The 20,826-nt window shown below is 59.4% G+C and carries 1 protein-coding gene (running past one end of the window); it reads left to right on the top strand.

Annotated features, from left to right (window positions below; genetic code table 11):
* A protein-coding gene (locus tag Pla100_RS03285) for a hypothetical protein (RefSeq protein ID WP_146576204.1) crosses the window boundary here: on the top strand, positions 1–20,826 show its 3' portion. It extends 6,741 nt beyond the left edge of the window; the window shows 20,826 of its 27,567 coding nt (coding positions 6,742–27,567); its start codon lies beyond the left edge, outside the window; it ends in the stop codon at positions 20,824–20,826.

The following is a 20,826-nucleotide window of genomic DNA, read 5'->3' as shown; positions in this document are numbered from 1 at the left end:
GTCGCCGAGGAAGGCGAAAGCGATAAAAAGCAGCGAGGGTTGTCCTGGTTGCTTGTCGATGAAACAGCAGGCAAAAGCTACATCATCAGCCGCGGCGATACCGGATTCACCGTTCGCGGTTCGTCGATCTCCGCGTTGGCCGTCGCCGCTTCTCTGTCGGCCGCCGGTGGTAAAGCGGGGATCGCACTGAGCGGTGCCGGTGCGTCGACCAAAAACGAGATCATGACGGAAGTTTACGCGGGCATCTCCGAAAGCGTCGTCGGGGTCGAAGTCGACGGTGATCTCGCTGATGACGACACGACCACCGGAAATGTGGACGTCATCGCCACCAATGATCACGGCATCGTTTCGACGATCGTGGCGGCCGCCGCGTCGTTGTCCAAAAGCGCCAGCTCGGGCGGTTCCCTCGCCATCGGTGCCGCAGTTGCCGAGAACGTCATCGGAACCGAAAACTCCAACGACCACAAAGGCTCGACCCGGGCCGAAATCAATCTGTCGCAGGTTCAAGCCGAAGGCGACGTCAACGTCCGAGCGACCGGTTCGCAAGATATCTCGACGACCGTTATCGCCGCCGCAGCCGCGATCAGTTCAGCCGGTTCGACCTCCATCGGCTTAGCCGGTGCCGGTGCGTCCGTCGTCAACGAGATCTATGCCGACACGACCGCCACGATTCGCGACGTCGACACGCAAATCAACCCGGGCAACGCGCCCGATCATGCTTTCGCCGCTCGTGACGTGACCGTCGCCGCGCAGGATCAATCGGCGATCAACGCCATCGCCGGAGCCGCCTCATTGTCCGCTGCCGTTGGTGGCAGTACCGCCGTTGCGTTATCGATCAGCGTCGGTTTGGCCAAGAACACGATCGGCTCGCAAACGATCGCTACGATCGATGACGTCACGATGGAAACCATCGTCGAGGATTACACCGATCAGGGACCGGCCGATGAATTTGGTAACCGCCCCGACCGAACTTACGACTACCGCGACTATGCCGTCCAAGACGTTACCGTTTCGGCGACCTCGACCGGTTCGATTGACGCGGTCGCGTTTGCCGCCGCGATGGCCGTCGCCATCGGAGGCAGCACCGGCGTGGCGCTGGCCGGAGCTGGTGCCGACGCTCTCAATCAAATCACCACGCAAACTCAAGCCTTGATCGTCGACAGCCGAATCTCGGCCGACGGCAAAGTCGATCTCGATGCTAACGCATCGGCCGACATCGACGCCTTGGTATTGTCGCTCGCCATCGCCGCTTCGAGTGGTGGCAGTACCGGTGTCGGGGCCGCCATGGGCGTGTCGCTGGCCCGCAACCTGATCGGCTACACGATCGATGGAACGGCTGCGTCGACGTACACGACCGCCAGTTCACCCACGATCACGATCAATCAAAACGACACCGTCAAGATTCACGCCGGTCCAGGTGCCGGTGATGTTTACAAGTATCTCGGCGCCACTCCGATGGCTGCGCCGCCTCGACCGGGCGGCGACACGAGCGACGAAAGCTGGGTCGCACGGATCGACTTCAACGATCAAGACCTTTGGGAGTTGACCAACAAAGTCGACGCCGGAGCGGGCATCGAAGCGAGCGTTACCCGTTCGGCGATCATCGCTTCGGGTACCTTGAGCGCCGACGCTCATTCGACCGCGACGATTCATTCGACAACACTCGCCATCGCCGTGGCTGCCACCGGCGGCGGCAGCGCGGGCGTCGGTTTGTCGGGAACCGGCGTCGGGGTCTACAACGAAGTCGCTCTGGCGATCCGCTCGGGGATCTTTGGCGAACAAGCCGCTTCCGCCGTGCCCGGTTACCGAACGCCCAGCGGCAAGATCGTTGCCGGGGTGACCGATGACTCGATGCTGGGATTCGGCGGCACGGAGCTGCCTTCGATCCACACCTTGTCGGTTGACTTGGACGCGAGCGATCGCACCGTCATCGACGCGTTCGCAACCGCCGCGTCGATCAGTTTTGCGTTTGGCGGCAGCGCGGGCATCGGACTCACGATCGGGGTATCGCTTGCGACGAATGTAATCGAGAACGACATCAACGCGAACATCGAAAACCTTTCACGAGGGATCTTCACCAGCGGACGCACCGACGTGACCTCGACCGTCGACACCAGCAACGTCGACGGCAACGGCGATCCACTGACCGAGTACACTCACTCCTACCGGACCGAGCCGAGCCTCGAAGGCCCCGCAACGCAGTTCCCCGGCGACGTCCGCGTGTCGGCGACCGAAGACGCCACGATCGACGCCGTCAGCGCGGCAGCGGCCATGTCGATCGCCATCGGTGGTTCCTTCGGCGGCGCATTCTCCGGTGCCGGAGCGACGGCAACCAATCGCATTAACAACCAAGTCCTCTCGACGATCGATAACTCCGTCGTCACCGCGTTCGGGCAAATGATCTACGGTGACGAGACGCCCGTCGGCGCCGACCCCAACGATCCGCCCGAATTGGCTTTTCTCGGTGTTACCCCATCGAACGTGTTCGCCACCGCGACGAACACCTCCAATATCGATTCGTTCGTGCTCGCGATCTCCGCCGCGATCAGCGGTGGTACCGGCGCGGCCGCGGGCAGCATCGGCGTGGCGCTCGCCAAGAATACGATCGGCGATTCGTCGGCTCCCGGTGGCTCCAACTCCCATCAAACGATGGCCTTGGTTACCGACTCGAACTTGACCGCCGGAACGAACATCGAAATCCTCGCAACCAGTGACGAGACCGTCCGCACCGTGACCGCCGCCGGCAGCGTCGCCGCCGCCATCGGGATCGGAGGGGCCGCCAGTGCCGCCGGAGCCGAATCGATCACCGTATTGTCCGGCGACACGCACGCGGGTGTTTCTCGTACCAACTTATTGGCAACCGACGACGTGATCGTCGATGCGACCGCCAAGAGCAAGATCGACAAAACCGAAGCCGTCGGAGCCTCCCTGGCGGCGTCATTGGGTGCGGTTTCGATCGCCGTCACGCTGGTCGAAAATACGATCGAAGCCGACGTCCAAGCATGGGTCGATGGCGATTCGGGAACCAATCCCGTGACACCGTATAGCGTGATGGCGTTTGGCGACTTGATCATCCAAGCCGACGCCGCCGAGATGTCGATCCTGAACGTTCACGGCGTGACCGCGTCGGTTTCAGGCGGTCTGGTCGCGTTCAGCGGTGGCGGCTTGAACCTTGACAACACGATCAACAACTATGTTGCCGCGCACCTTGGCGGCGACGTCGTCGTGTCCGTCGAAGACAAAATCGAAGTCAACGCGAATGAAACCGCCGACTTGGAAGCCGACGCGGTCGGTGTTACCGTCGCCGTCGGACTCGGTGCGGCGATCGGCGTCGCCCTGATCAGCAACACCAACACCAGCACCATCAACGCCTCGATCGATCCGATCTCGATCCATTCGGCCGATTTGTCGGTACTTGCGACCTCTGATACCAACGTGCGTCGAACCCGCGCGGTCGGCGTCTCGGCATCCTTGGTTGGTGCCCAAGGCAACGATTCCCATGTCGTTCTCAATACCAAAGTCGACGCGACTGTCGACGGCGGCTTGATCAACGTATCTGATTCGATGGAAGTCGTCGCCCGATCGGACGGCCGAGCACGAGCCGACGCTGACGGTGGCGCGTTCGGTGCGATCGCGGTGGGCACGATGCTCGCGGACATCCAACGCGGACATCGCACCGAAAGCAACGTCGCCGTTCCTGAAGTCCTCGTCGACATTGCCGGCGGTGCCGTCATCACGGCGGGAAGCTTGTCGTTGTCCGCACTGTCGGCCGACAACCTCATCGCCAGCACCGTGGCGGCCGGAGGCGGCGTGATCGCCGCGTCGGCGTCGGAATCAAAAGTCATCAGCGACCAGGAAACACTCGTCCAAATCGGCGAGAACGCGAACATCACCGCCGGGCCGATGCAAATCGTTTCGTCCAACACACAGCTCGGCAACTCGTTCGCCGATGCCTACTCGATCGCATTGGGAACCGGTGCCGGAGCGGGAACGTTGACCCGGATGACCGGTGACGCCAACGTGAACATCGGCACCAACGCCAACGTCCGCGCCGCGAGTTTGTCGATCGGGGCCAACAACACCGTCCAAAAGAGCGACGGCGAAAACAACACGCCGAACCTCCGCAGCGGCAGCGTCGGTTTGGCCAGCGCCACCGTCTTGGTCAGCAACACCGAGATCGGAACATCGAGCAATCCGCTCGACGCCAACATAGATGTCTCCAGCGGCGCGACGATCGAAGTCAACGGCGGAACCCTCGACAACCCGGGCAAGCTCGAGATCGAAGCGACGACCAACGGCGAAGCCTTCGATAGCGTTCGCATCGAAGCGGTCTCTGGATTCGGGCTGACCACCGCGATCAGCAACATCACGTCTCACACAAACGCGAACGTGAACTTTGACACCGCCGAAATCATCAACCGCCGCGGTGACGTCCACGTTGCCACGGTCAGCGACATCGGATTGTTCCCGAGCGCGAACCTGTTCGCCGCCGGCGTCCACGTCGCCGCCGGTGCCGACGCCAACGCGAACGCCAACGTCGATACGTCGGTCAATGTCACCGATTCGTTAGTCCGGGGAGCTGAGATCCGTTTGCAAGCCGGACGCAGCAACTTCCAAGTGCCCAATTTGGTTTCGCTGTTCAGTAACGTCGAGGTCACCACCGCGTCGCTAGGTCCCAGCATCGCGGTCGGAACGCCGGACGCGAACATCAACATGACCACCGTCGTGGACATCAACCGTGACTCGCGGATCGAAGGCTTCAAAGACGTCGTCCTGATCGCCGAACGCAGCGACGGCATTCCCCTGAGGGCCGAAACCGACGGAATGGTCTTGTCGCTATCGGCCGTACCGTACGGTTACGAAGTCCCCAGCAACGTGCGGATCAACCATCACAATCAAGTCATCGTTTCGGACGGTTCGGTCCCCGGAAACGACGCTTCCAAAATCACCGCCGGCATTTTCAACAAGTCCGTGTTGGCGATTCGTAGCGTCGCCAAGGACCTCGCCGATCACGGCTTCGACGTCAGCGGCCGATTGGGCTTGGCCGATCCGCAACTCGCGGGCACCGATCAAGACCCGGGGCTAATCAGCTCCCAAGCCGACTATGATTTCGCGGCCGCGATCACATTGCCGCTCGATCCTCAAGTCAACTACCACTTCGCACCGCTGAACGTGGATCAAATCGCCGTCGACGTGAGTCTGGGAACCGTCGTCAAGCTGGTTCAATTCAACGGCGAGAACGCGTTCGCCGGCGGAACCCTCGGTGGGCACTACGAGTTCATCCTCAAGGACAACGAAGGCAACCCGCTACCGCTGCTCGAAAGTGAACAGGTCGTTCTGCAAGACGAAGACTTCTCTAATACGCTGCGTTGGACACCGATCAGTGAAGCCGAATACAACACGAAAGCACTCAACGCCTCGTCTTTCGATTCCGATCAAACGTTGCGATTCGAAAGCGACCTCAACGGTAAGTTCTACGTCATCAAGAATCCCGACGTGCCGTTGCCGAAACTGTCCTACCGCAACGTCGGGACGCTGTTGGTCGAACAACGCAACCAGGTGATGGAATGGATGGCATCGCACTCCAACAACGCCGAAGCCATTGCCCGTTATCAAGTTCAACTCGAACAAATTAATCGCACGCTCGCGGACCTCGGATTGCTCGAAACGTACACGATCGTAGGCGTCGGTGAAGTCACATCGGTTCGCGACGAACTCGATGCGATGTTCCTCGATCTGCCCGATGTGTTTGCGGCCCCGGGTAGCATCTTCATCGAAGCGGACGCGTACACCGCAACAGCCGACTACGAACCCCGCAAAGACAGCGGCATTCGCATTGTCAACAACACGCCTTTCATTCCTGTCGTCGGGGACGTCGTCGTTCGTGACAACCGCCGCGTGATGGTTGTCGACGATGAACTCAAACAATTCACGCCCGGCAACGTGTACTTCAACAACGTGCTCGCATCAGGAAGTGAAGACGGCGACGGATTCGGCACCGGCACGATCAGCGTCGTCAACAAGGTCATCTCGCCCGAAGATGCGGATCTTCTATCGCCGACCAACGACGTCAACGTCGCAACCAACGAAGCGATCTCATTCAGCGCACCCGACGACCTGTATATCAACGGCAGCATCATCAACGAGAACGGAACCGTCTTGGTTTCCAACGCCGACGGTAGCATCCATGTCAGCGGCGAGATTCGCGGTTCGTCCGTGACGGTCAACGCGGGCAACGACTTCAATTTGAACTCGCAGGATTGGTTGCATACCAATCGCGATCCTCGCCAGTACATGAATTACCAATACTTCCGTTCGTCGGTGTACAACGACGCCGGGAATACTCGATCGCGTGTGTTCACCGACGGTGCCGACGCGGTCATTCCGCCGTTCGAGTTCGCACGCGTATTCGTGTATCCCGAACACATCCGCAACAATCGATTCTTCCAAATTTTTTGGAGCCCGCAGAGACTCTACCAAACGCGGTTTGTGATTCGGCCCGTCGCCGGTGCGGGACAAAGTCTCGCCAGCAACATCGCACGCGACGAAGCGGCCATCACCGCTCAGGGCGCGATCACCATCACCGCCCGTTATCTCAACGTCAACGGTTTGATCCAAAGTGGTGTCGATACGATCAAGCTGAACATCGACGAAAACTTCCGCAGCAACGTGACCACCGATTCGCTTACCGATTCGGAAGGACGTCCGTTGCCCGGCATTCGCTTCACCGACAACGATAGCGAAGTGTCAGTCCCGGTCGATGGTTATTTTGACGCGACCAAGAACGCGATCGTCGTCAATCGCATCGCGCCGACCGGCGGACGGATCACTTTGGCCGGGCAATTGATGTCCACGGGCAACGGTCGACTCGTCGCCGCTCACGGTCACGCCAGCGTGCAGATCGACAACGACAGTCCCTACTCGATCATCGTCAATGAGATCGACACGACCACCGACCGAACCGGCGAGATCATCCTGGTCGATTCGTCGACGCTACGGAAAACGATCTACTCGATGATCGATGGTGCAATGCATGCCGAACACTTTACCGGCGTCCTCGAAAGCGGAACCGCCGGTGCGGCGGGTGTCGATGCGTTGGCGCGGATCAACTACACCAGCGCCAGTACGCGAACCCCGGATGATCCCAGCACGTCAGCCGGCGACGTGAACACGGCAACGCAAATGTGGTACGTGCCTGGACGATTTGACCAATTCAACATTGGTGAAGTCCCCAACCTGCAATACGTTTGGATCGAAGGCCAAGACAAAACCAAGGTTTCGGTTCGCAAATTCGAAAAGAAATCGTTCAACCTGTTCGGCGATAATTCCTTCGGCGACATGCTCGTCAAGGACTCCAGTTACAAATGGGAAGTCTATAACTTCCGTGACTCACAACCGGTACTGAAATCCGAAAGCGTCTTGCGTCCCGGAGACCCAGGCTACGTCAACGCGGCGTTGAACCGAGCCTACACGGTAACTTACACGCAAGAGTTCGACACCACCGTGGATATCGACGCGACCAATATCGTTTATGACGCTGTCAATGGCCTCGTCAACGGTCAGCCGACTCGGTTTTACCGTTACAAAGGTGCCGCGACCGAACTTGTTCTCGCCAACCAAAACTTTGGCGACGCCGGACTATGGGACGACGTTTCCTCGACACCGCCTTCACGCAACGCAGCAGGTTTGTTCCCGACCAACGTCGTCGGCAGTGACTTCGCCAACCAAAGTGAACGTCGTCGTCGCTGGACCACCGGTGGTGGCTGGTTGCGTAAGAAAACCATCCACACCGAAGTCACCACGATCACCGGTTTGACGGACTACTACACACAAACGCTCAAAGCGGATCACGCGATCTCCATCTCGTTCATCGGTGGCGCGACCCATTCCAACGTTTCGATCGATAGCGTCGGCGACATCATTCTGCAGGGCGACATCAGTCTGCCACGGAATCTCGATTCCAACGGAAACCCGTTACCCAACGCGGGAAACACGGTTGTATTGCATTCCGACGGAGATATCGTCGGTGCCGACACGATCGGTTTCTTTGGCGTCACTCCGGAACTGCATTCCGGTGGCGACATCAATGTCAACGTCGAAACCAATAACGGCCCGATCACCGTTAGCGCTGGAGGAACCGTCCGCATCGACGGGATCACCAACACCACGACGGCGCAAAAGCAAACCAGCTTCAGCTACAACGATCAATCACTCGCATCACCCGGCGACAACACCATCGGTCCCAATCCGCCGACCGACCCGAACGCCGTCGGCGGACCCTCGGGCGAACCGTTGCCGATGATGGGTTTCTCCGCGTTCTTTGATCCGATGTCCGGTTCGAGCGTCGTCGTCGAAGAAGACCCCGGTGTGATCACGATCGATCGCATCGACGCCGACGGCGACGTCTTCATCACCGCCGCCAACGGAGTCGTCGTTAAGCCCGACGCCGAACGGGAACCGAGCGTCTTTGGTGCCGACAGTTGGCACGTCCGGGGTGACAAAGTCGAGATCCGCACTCGCATCGGCGGCATCGGCAGCGCCACCGATCCGGTCCGCATCGATAGCAATCGCTTCGGCGATCAAGCGGGCGTCGCCGATACCGGAGGACTCGCCGCGTTCGCCGAAACGGACATCTACATCCAAGAAACCGCCGGTGATTTAATCCTCAGTTCGCCGGAATACTACAACAGCCAAATCGAACCGGGCCAACCGATCGAAGAGTTGGTCGGCATCGCCGTCCGCTCACTCACCGGCGGCGTGTTCCTGGCTACTAACAACGGCGATATCCGCGACGGCATCGTCGAAACCTTCGCCGGCCCGACCCCCGAAGAGATCGCCGAACTCGACGAACAACTCGCCATCACCGGACGCAACGCGCGTGATACCGTTGAACAGTCGATGATCAACGATCAATCGCGTCTGACCAACAATTACCATCGCTATTGGCGAGAAACCCAACGACAAATCGTCGATGGGGTGGCGTCGACGATCAACGGCCTCGCCGGCATCGATCTGGCGACGAGCACGATCACAACCGGTACGCCTCACGGTCTCGAAACAGGCGACGAGATCTCGCTCAGTTTCGCCTCGGGCTTTGTCGGTGACGTCGGCCCCAATGCCGGTATTGCCGATTCCGTGACGCTCGATCCGATCGACTGGACCCTTCAATCCGTCATCGTCGAAGACAACGATCCGGCATCACCCCAGAACGTTCTCTTGCAGACCGGCAACGTGATCACCAACCAAGCCGGTGAACAGTATCAATACATCGGCGAGAATGCGATCAACGTGAACGTTCACGAGATCGACTTCACCGACGAAGACAACTATGTCGAAATCCGCGTGCAAACGAACACGTCCGAGATGCGGTTCGGCGAGAGTTTGCAAATCCTGCCGGGCGACTTCGTCACCAACGACGGCGGCGAACTGCGTCAGTATCTCGGTGAACGTCCGATGCAACTCGGCGTCAGTGACGGACAAATCTTCTACGTCGTCAAGGACAGCGATACTTCGTTCCGTCTGGCGACTTCGCGTGCCGATGCCGCGATTATCCCGACGCACTTCGACGCCGACTACGACTTCATGGACCCGGATAACCCCGACCCGCCGATCTATCGACGTGGGGCGTTGGTTGATTTCTACAACTCTCCCGGCGATTTGTCGCCGTTGTCGTTCGTCACGTTCGACTACACGACCGACGCCGGTCCCGCCCCCGACGGGCACGACCCGAACGAAGATTTCGATTTGACGGCCGCTGAAATCGGTGTCACCTACGACCCGAACAAGGTCATCTTGATCCCCGAAGTCAATCCTGAAGGTGTCGGCGGGTTGCCCGATGATCGTCAAACCCGACGTGAAGATCGAGTGATCCCTCAAGATCGATTCGCCAGCCCTCTGTCGGGAACCTTGACGCGGGCCTTATTCCCGTTGGTCGATCAGATCAACAACGGTTCGGCTGCCGCGACCGGCGAGACCTTGAACATTCAAGCCAATGTCATCGAACTGCACATCTGCGATACCGACGACGCGGTCAATCCGCCGACCGGTCGTTTGGGACAACTTTCCGAAGTCCGCTCGTTCGATCTGGAGAACGGTTTGGCGCTGCCCAGTGAACTCGACTTCATGGACACGCAAGACCCGCCGCAACTGCTCGCGGCCGAATACCAAGACGCCGTCGACCTGTGGACCGAAAACCGTTCGTTCCTATCGCGAACGCAAGTCGACGACATCATCGGGGTTCACTATGTCACCTACGAATACCTCGGCGATACGGTCTCGACCTACGACTTCGACAACGACGACTTTAGCGATGCCGGTAAGTGGCGTCGCATCGTTCTGAGGAACATCGTCGACACGAACGACGACGGTGTCACTGAGAACATCTCCAGCGTCACGCTCGCTCATGGCGACCACGTCCTCAACGAAGACGACCCGGACAACTATGGCGTCTTCGAGTTCATCGGTGTCGCCGACGGGGATCCCGCCGTCGTGGTTGAACTGTCGAGCGAAGACTTCAACGACACGTCGCGATGGACGTTGCGAACCCCTGACGTCGAAACCAAGAACTTCACCACCACGCCGGTCACGCCAAACTTTGACAATCGGCTCGATACCGCGTCCATCGTTCGGCATTCACAGATCGTTCGAATGCAGACCGACTTGGACGACGACGGGACCGTTCAGTTTTATCGTTTCCTCGTCCTCGATACGGAAACCGATACGACGGGTATGACCCCAGGGGAAGCCCAAGAAACTCGCGAGAACTATTCCGAACGGATCGAATTCGCCACCGAAGATTTCTCCGACACCGATCGTTGGGAAGCGATCAGCAGCGTGATCACGACACCGTTCGCCCAAGACATGAGCGCCGGAGCGTGGGTCGCCGACAACCGAACGCCCGAGCGAATGACGGCGCAAATCGTCGACGACGTGAACGTGGAAACCATCACCGTGACGGTGGACTCCGATGCCACGACCGGGAACATCTTGGTCTTGGCCGAAGGCGACGTGGCCCTCTACGGGACCAACGACCTGTACGTGCAACAAATTCACACCGGCGGAAACGTCCGCGTCTCGTCCGACGACGGCTTGATCGATAACCTGCACGGTGACGCCGCCGTCATCGCCGGCGGCGACGTCAGCATTAGCGCCGTCAACCTGCGAACCACGGCCGGCGAAAACGATCCGTTCCGCGTCTTGGTCAGCACCCTTGGTGAACTTTCGGGAAGCGTCGACGGTGCGTTCCGCGTCATTCAAGGTTCCGGTTCGGAAACGATCAACGGCACGCTATTCAATTTCAATGACCTCACCGTTTCGCGAGCGTTCTCCAATAGCCTGATCGACATCACGGTCACCGACGGCGATTTGACGATCGGCAAACTGGAATCCAACGACGCCGTGCGACTGGTCGCCACGGGATCGTTGTTCGAACAATTCGGCAACGGACAACCGACCGATTGGAACGTCAAGTCCGACACGATCGAACTACTCATTGGTGGGAATGTGGGCACCGCTCTCGCGCCGGTTGACTTCCGCGTCAGCGATAACATCTTCGGTGATGTTCAGGGCAATGTGTATGTTCGCAATGACATCGCCACCCAAATCGGTCGTCTGAACATCGACGGCACGATCGCCCAGTTCGATATCCTGGGTGAACTGAAGTTGGTCGAATTGCTGGCCAATTCGGCGACCACGACCCTGCTCACGCAAGGCTCCGTGATTGACGGGCGATTGCTCAACACCGACGACGACTTGGCCGGCGATCCGCACGTCCAAACCCGTCATCTCGTCATCGACACCCGCGGCGTCGCCAATTCCACGATCGGAACGGCGATCAAGCCGATCTTGATCGACACCTCGTACACGGCCGACATCAATACGCCTGTCCCAGGAAGCGTGAACGCCGAAGCGGAATCGTCGATTTGGTTGACCGAGACGACCGGCGATATGCTGATCGATACGATCACCAGTTTGAACGCGAACGTGACCTTGGTCGGCGTTGGCGGTTTGCTTGATGTCAACGATGATTCACTCATCAACGTGACCGGCAACACGGTCAACTTGACTGCTGGCGATGGAGACGGAAACTCGGGAAGCATTGGAACGAGCTCCAACGATTTGGAAATCAATTCACGAGCCACCTACAACGTGGTGGTGGACGTGACCCGGCCCGATACCGACCCCGTTCCCGCCGATCCAACCGAACGACTCAATGCGTCCGCGACCGACGGGATCTATGTCAGTGACATCGCCGGTTCGCTGGTCATCGGCACGATCGTCAACACCGATGGTGGCGACGTTCGCATCACGCTGCCTGATTTGGCGTCGACCGGGCAGGATTTATTGATCGATACCCAATCGAGCATCACGGTTGATGTCGCCGACGGAGCGCCCGATACGGAAGGCAACTTGATCTTGCATGTCGGCGATGATGTGATGATTCGGACCAGCGGCGGACCGAACGATCATCCGACGATTGATGTTCATCGTGAAGTCGAAATCCGAGCCGATTACAACGACATCGATCACGCTGATGTGGATGTTCGCGACATTGACGACAACACCGGCGCGTTGGTGTACGTGTTGTCCAACATCGCCGCACCGATCACGCGGATCTTTGGCGGCAAAGACGAAGACACGATGTTCATCGAACACTTGGCGACCAATCGCTACTACATCGACGGTCGCGGACGCACTGACGTCATCAACATTACACTCGACGGCGAAGGCGATGAACGTATCTCCGTCGACGACACCGGCGACGCCGATGACGGAGCCGATCGCATCTTGGTTCTTGGTACCGCCGAACGAGATCTCTTCCTGTTGCGAACCAACTTCCTGGCTCTCTTGCAAGAAGACCCCACCGAACCGGACGACCAAGACGGATTGAAGTCGACCTATGAACGCATCGACTACACCGACGCGATCAACGGGCGTCTGCGAGTCAACTCTCTCGGGGGCAACGACAGTTTTGTTAGCGATGACAATTCCGTCATCACGACGCTCGACGGCGGCGAAGGAGACGACTCGTTCCAAATCGGGCAAGTGTTCGGGTTCGATCCCGACGTCAGCGGCGATCTCGGACCAGACGATTCGATCGGAACCCAACAACTCGCCAACGGAAGCTTCTTGAGCTACGGCATCTCGATGCCGATGGTGATCTATGGCGGAAACGGGGCTGACCTGTTCACCGTCTTCAGCAACAAGGCGGCGATTCGGCTCGAAGGCGAAGGCGGCAACGACAAGTTCTTGATCCGCGCATTCTTGATCGAAGGCAAAACGACGGTCGAAGGCGGCGAAGGCGATGACGAGATCGAATACAACATCAACGCCCCGGTCAGCATCAACGGCGGCGACGGCACCGACACGGTCACGGCCGTGGGAACCGAAGGCCCCGACTCGTTCGTGTTGACCGAAGACGGCGTCTTCGGAGCCGGGTTGAACGTCACGGTCGACGGTGTCGAAGAAGCCATCGAAGTCGATGGCCTCGAAGGCGACGACACGTTCTATGTCCTCGGCACCCGGGCGGGTGTTTCGTACACGATCATCGGCGGGCTCGGTAGCGACACGATCACTATCGGCGGCGACGTCGTGACGGACATTGTCTCGACCGACAATCGTGGCAACAGTGCCGTGATCAATCACAGCAGCGAGAGCGACGTCGACGAGGAATATGACGGGGCGATCGTTCCGGGCGTCAACGTGACCGTCGCCGGTAGCGGCGGAGGCAGCGGCGTCACCGCTAGTACCGTCGCCGGTGCGATCACGATCACTCAATCGGGCGGCTCCACGGTCGTGATCGAGGATTCCTTGACGCCCGCCGACGCGATCGATTCCTACACGATTCAAATGGTCATCGATCGGCAAAAAACCGGTGTCGGGGCATACGACTATCGAAACCAGTTCGTCTATGTGACGATCTCGGCCGCCGTCGCCTCAACGGGCAACCGTGACGAACAAGGACGCCAAGGCGAATCGCTCGAGATCTCGACCGATGGCGGAACCACCTGGGTTCCCTCGGCCGTCGTGGTCTTTGATGGAAGTAGCGACGGTACCTGGAAGGCGACTCACGAAGTCCTCGTCCGTGGCAAGTCGGACCTGGCGATCGAAGGCGAACGGCTGAGTCAAATCAGCCACTCGGTGCTGTCGACCCATCCGGACTTCTTCCGCATGCCGTTGCAAGACGTTCAGGTGAAGGTGTTTGATAACGACATCGGCGGTTTGATCATCCAAGAAACCGTCGACACGACGGTCTTGGAAGGCGACGCAACCACACGGATCGACGACACCTACACGGTCCAGTTGACCACCGAGCCTCAACGTCCCGATCTGTTGGCACCGGAGGGTCCAGGCAACTCGTCCGAAGTGACGATCGAACTCGGCCAAGACGGTTCCGAATTGGAGTTCTTTGATTCGCTCGGCAATCCGATCACGACGTTGACGTTCGACGCGAGCAATTGGAACACGCCTCAGGTTGTCACGGTGCGAGCCAACAACGATGGCGTGAAAGAGAACTTCATGACTCGGGTCGTCACGCACACGATTCAGAGCGGCCCGGCGGAGTACCTACTCAACACGACCGGCCCGACCGTCAATGTCGACATTCACGACGACGAAACCGCGGGCGCGTTCATCGAACAAAGCGACGGAGAAACGATCGTCTCCAAGAACGGCGACGTCACCGACAGCTACACGATCCGCTTGACCAAAGCTCCCGAGATCCCGGCCGGTGGCGTCGCGACCGATGCGATCGTTCGCATCCCGTTGCTGCAAGACGGACAAACCATCTTGACCTCCAACGCCGTACCCTCACGGATCATCGCTGGTGTCGACGGCGGGCCCGACTACATCGAGTTCGACGCGACGAATTGGTGGTTGCCGGTGACCGTGGATGTCGCCGCCGATCCGACTTTCCAACCGGTCGGTCAACCGACCAAACAATTCGCTTATGCCGGGCACCTGCTGTCCGCGATGCAGGGACCGATCACGATCCGTGGCGGCCAAGGATCCTCGGGGAACCAAGTCATTACTGTCGCAATCATGCTGCCCGGCGAGACTGCAGGCGTTTTGCCCGACCAAGAAGATCCGACCAATGAGAACGTCCAAACCGATACGTTGCTGGTCTTCAACGATGGCAGCGTCACCGACGACACCGTCGACATGTCCGCCGGACGGATCAGTGGACTGGGTATGGGTACCCAGGTCGTCGTCGTCGAAGGCGAAGGCGGCGATCCCGACACGATCGTGCCGGCCGGGATCAGTTACGTCGATTTGGAAGTTGTCGAAGTCATGTTGGGCAGCGGTGACGATACGATCAACATCACCTCGACCACACCAGGCACGATGACCGTCGTTCACGGTGGCGGCAACACCAACGACGGCGTTCGTGGTGGAGACATTTTCAACGTTACCCAAGCGACCATCGACGATGTGCTACAACCACTCGGTGTGGATGGTGATCTGTTGATCGAAAATGACGTCGACGCGCCGTTGATTCTGCTCGGCGATACGTTCCAGGACGGCTTCCGTTACACCGGCATCGCCGGCATCGGCAGCGGCAATTCGATCGCTTACGACCACTATGGTGACGACGTGTTCAACATCACGTCGACGTTCGGCGTGACCGTTTACGGTGGCTTGGGCGATGACACGATCGACGGCGGCGACGGCGACGATTTGTTGCTCGGCGGTGGCGGCAATGACACCATATTCGGCCGTGGCGGTGACGACCAAATCATGGGCGACTCAGGACTCAATGCCGACCTGACCACGCGATTCGATCGGGCCCTCAAGGTACTCGACATCGTTGTCGCGCCCGTCGTATTGACGACCGAACAAGAAGACGCATTCCGTTCGATCGAAGTCGGTGGCCTGTCTTATGCGGTGAACTACGATTCGATCACCGGCGGTGATGACAATCTGTTCGGCAACGACGGAAACGATCTGATCTTCGGTGACCACGGCAGTATCACCAAAGAAGCCGTGATCGCGGCGACCGGGACCGACACGCCCGAAACCGACGACGACGCACCCGAAGTGCTCGCGATGTTGTTGTTGACCAACCGCGCCGTCGTGACCGCGCAAAGCGAATCGACCGACGTCGGCGGCGACGATCAAATCACCGGCGACGATGGCGACGACCGTATCTTCGGAGGTTTCGGAACCGACTACATCAACCACAGTCGCGACGAACAAGTATTGAACCCAGAATCGGGATCGGACATCCTCGTCGGTGACAACGGACGCTTGAGATTCTTCCACGCCGACGGACTCGCCGTCGGTTTGGGGCTCGGGATTCTCGAACTCGCCGAAACAATTGATTGGCAAAACGGCGGCCAAGACTTCATCACCGCAGGCGTCGGACGCAAGATTATCCTCGGCGGTGCGGGCGGCGACCGCCTGCTCGCCGGCAGTGACACCGTCGCCGACTTGATCCTCGGCGATGAAGGTGTTGCCAACTTCGACACGACGACCGGCATCATCACCGACGTGCAAACGACGGTACACGACCAAGGCGGCGACGACACGATCACCGCCGGCAACTCGACCAACATTCTCTTGGGCGGTTTCGGAGCCGACAACATCACCGGCGGCGACGCCCGTGACGTGATCTTGGGTGATAACGGCATCGCTAATTTCAACGCGACCGGCGATTTGATCTTCATCGAAACGACCGCCACGGCGATCGGTGGTAACGACATGATCGTCGCCGGCGGTGGTGATGACGTGGTCCTCGGTGGGGCCGCCGACGATACGATCAACGGCAACGCCGGCTTGGACGTGCTGCTCGGTGATAACGGATCGATCGACTATCGTCTCGACGGTGATTTATCGACGCTTGATCAGATCATCACGATCGATCCGACCATCGGCGGTGCCGACATTATCTACGGCGGCGAAGACAACGATACGATCATCGGCGGCAGCTTCAACGACACGCTCCATGGCAACGAAGGCCACGACATCATTCTGGGCGATCACGCCGAAGTCGACTTCCGACGCCCCGTCGATCGACGGGTGATTAGCCGATTCATCACCAGTGCCGACGGCGGCGGTGATGACGTGATCAACGGCGACGAAGGCGACGATTTTGTCTTCGGTGGCCAAGGTTACGACATCATCAACGGCGGCATCGGACAAGACGACTTGGTCGGCGGACACAACGTTCCCTTCGGTGACGATACGAACGACTTGATCCACGGTGACGACGACGAAGACGTCATCTTGGGTGACAACGGTTTGATCGAACGAACGCTGCTGAGTGTTCAACTGGGCACTTGGGAAACCTACATGGCACCGTTCGAAACGATCGTCATTCGCGAAATCAATGCTTACGACGATCGCGATGGGATCGGCGGCGACGACGAACTGTACGGCGATGGCGCACAAGACATTCTCATCGGTCAACGCGGCAATGACACCATTCACGGTGGCGATGAGTCCGACGAAATCATCGGCGGCATCGGTAACGACACCCTGCATGGCGAAGCCGGGCAAGACTTTATTCTTGGTGATGCCGGTCAGATCCTGCGAGCCTTCCACGGTCCCGATTCGGCGCAGCCCGAAGGTACTCCACGCCTCAACGCCGACGGCGTTTGGCACCGCGACATGGTCACCGAGCAAATCGGAACGGTCACCAACATCATTCCGATCGACCCGGTCAACTTGAACAACCCGCCGGCCGACTTGGCGGCACAACTATTGGCCGCCGACCGCATTCTGTTCGCCGGCGTTCATCTGCCAGCGGCGACGGGACTCGGACAAAAGAGCAACGACCCGCAAACCGGGTTATGGCAAACCGTCGCGATCCTTGTCGACTTGCTCGATGCCAACGATGACATCGTCAATGGCGGCGACGGAAACGACGTCATCATCGGCGACCGTGGCAACGACACACTCGGCGGTGACGCTGGCGACGACGTCGTGATCGGCGATCAAGGTGTCAACTTGCCGAGTGCCTGGACCGACCTGCCGCAGATGCTCGACACGATTCGATTGATCGGCGTCGACGCCCTCGCCGACGACTGGACCGGGCTGCGACTCGACTTGCATCCCGACGGTCACGTCGTCGCGGCGGAAATGGTCGCACGCGTCGGCGGATTCGTCTCCGAACCGCCTCGTTGGGATCGCGTCTCGTCGCTCAATCCCGTGCTCGAGTCGCTGGCCAACGAAGACGCGATCTTGACCGAAGACGGTTTCCGATTGGCGCCCTCGCTGTTGGCCCTGCCGCACTTCTTCGGCCACGCCGGTGAATTGCAAGGCAACGACTCCCTCAACGGCGGTGACGACGACGACTTGCTCTTCGGCGATAACCTGTTGATCAGCAATGAACTGCGCACCGGCTTGCCGACACTCGATGCCACGATCGACTCGGTCGAAAACGCCATGGCCACCATCATGACGGCCCTCGACGCGATGGCGATGGACCATCAACTGGTTCGCAAACAAATCAACGGCGACGACATCGGAGCCAACGAGATCCGAATCGGAGCGGACACGATTTCCGGTGGTGACGGCAACGACTTGATCGCCGGTGACGATGGAGTTTATCGCCTGCCACGAATCACATCCCCGAGTGACGACGCCCTCGCTTTGCAGCGTTATTTCGCCGATCTGGAAACACTCGCCGTCGACGCGATCGGTTTGATGGGCGTCGCTCACTTGGGCGTGATCGATGTCCTGATCGATGATGCCAGGACGACGCGACCGAGCCTACCCGTGCTCAGCGGCAATTCGATCGAGCATGTCTACTTGCATCTTCTCAATCTCAACGAAGACGACCTGTTCGGCGACGAAGGCAACGACACAATCGTCGGCGGCAACGCCACGATGATCGCGCCGATCGTCAACGGAAACGCCAGCGATCTGCCCAGCACGCCCGTCGATCTGGGGTTAACCGTAGCCGAAACCGACCTACTCAACGACGCCTTGCGAACGGCTGGAATCGCCAATGAAGCCGCCCTCGCCGCCCGCCGAGACGCTCGCGTGATCGACGTCGTTCGACAACTGTCGCTGCGTCCCACGCTTGATCGGATCGCCTTTGTTCCGCGTGTCAACCGTCAATGGGATTTGGATGAACTCCATGGCGGCGACGGGAACGACAGCATGATCGGCGACGACGGTTACCTCGTCACGCCACTGGTCAGCACCACGCCGACGACGCCGCTGGAAACACGCGAACTGGAACGACACCTGCGTGCCCTCTTGACGGAACTTTCCGTCGAAGAACGCTTGGCCACGACCGCACGCTATGAGGCCGACGCGACCACCGCTCGTTTACGTTCTGAAATCGGCGACACCATGTTGCCCGCCAAACGTCACGGCGAAATCGATAGCGTTTTCGACTTGAACAACGATGAACTCGATGGTGACGAAGGAAACGACGTGATGTTGGGCGATCATGGCTCGATCGTCAGTCCGTTGTTCGCTGACGCGCCGACCGTTTACCAAACCCTCGACGGAGTCGAATTCGAAACCGGCTTCCGTGACGATTCGCTGCGACGCTTGCTCGACCAGCCTGTCTTCGCCAAGGTCACCGTGATCACCAACGAAGACGAACTCGACGGCGGCGACGGTGCCGATGAGCTCCTCGGACAAACCGGCGACGATCAACTCAATGGACGCGATGGTGCCGACATCCTGCGTGGTGGTAACGGCGACGATGACATTCGATCGGTCACCGCCGAAGACCGCGCCTACGACGACGGAGCCGACGAACCTCGTGGGTATCTTGACGACGAACTGGGCGACCGCCGCTTCACCGGCAGTTCCGCCGTCGAACAACGTCTGTTCCTCGACGCCGCGGTCGGTTCGGTCGATGCTTCGGCTTGGTCCATCGGTGACAACGCGGGTACCACACCCGAAGACACCGGCAACGTCGACCCGCCCACGCCGGTCGCCCGCACAATCGTACTGGATCCTCCCACCACGATCGGCGTCGTCGGACAAGTGACCGAGTTGTTTGTCTCCGTTACTGATTTGCCGATCAGTGCCACGGCCACGTTCGTTTGGGAAGTCACCGATGCGGACGGCAAAGTCATCGCCGGCGGTTCGGGAGACACGTTCCGCTTCACGCCGCCCTCGGCCGGCACGTTCAACGTTTCCGTCGCCATGACGGACAACGAACACGGTTTCGCCAATGCGACCCTGCCGCTCACATTTGGCTCCGCGTCCTTGGTCGACGATCCGGCCAACGTCGGTATGCGGATCTTGATCATCGGCGGAACCGACCAAGCCGACGACATCCGTTTGGTCGCGCTGCGAGGGGCACCGAATCGAGTCGAAGTCCACGTCCGAAACGATTTCAACCAGTGGACCCGAACGACGTACGACAACATCAGTCGTATCGAAGTCTACGGCGGCGACGGCGACGACGATATCTCTACCGACCGCCAACTGATGATTCCCGTTCGTCTGTACGGCGGAAACGGCGACGACAAGTTGACCGGCGGCGGTGCCAATGATTACTTGCAAGGCGACGCCGGTGCGGACCGTCTATTAGGTAACAACGGCAACGACATCCTGATCGGCGGACTCGGAACCGACCGCTTGACCGGCGGTGACGACGACGACTTGCTCATCGGTGACGAACTCACCCCCGATCCCGGCAAGACCGACGTGGACTCGCTGTTGACCCGTTGGTCCGGATCGACCGACAGTGTCGCCGATCGTCTCGCCGACTTGATCGCCGACTTGTCCGCATCGATCCAAGGCGACGGGGCCAAAGACCGACTCGACGGAGGACGAGGAGTCGATGCATTCTTCAGCGAATCCGACGACTACCTCTTAGTACGCCGACGAGAAGGCGACGAACAATACCTGTTCTAA

It is taken from the genome of Neorhodopirellula pilleata, assembly GCF_007859915.1.
GTDB lineage: Bacteria > Planctomycetota > Planctomycetia > Pirellulales > Pirellulaceae > Rhodopirellula > Rhodopirellula pilleata.
This window is presented reverse-complemented; position numbering and strand designations above follow the sequence as displayed.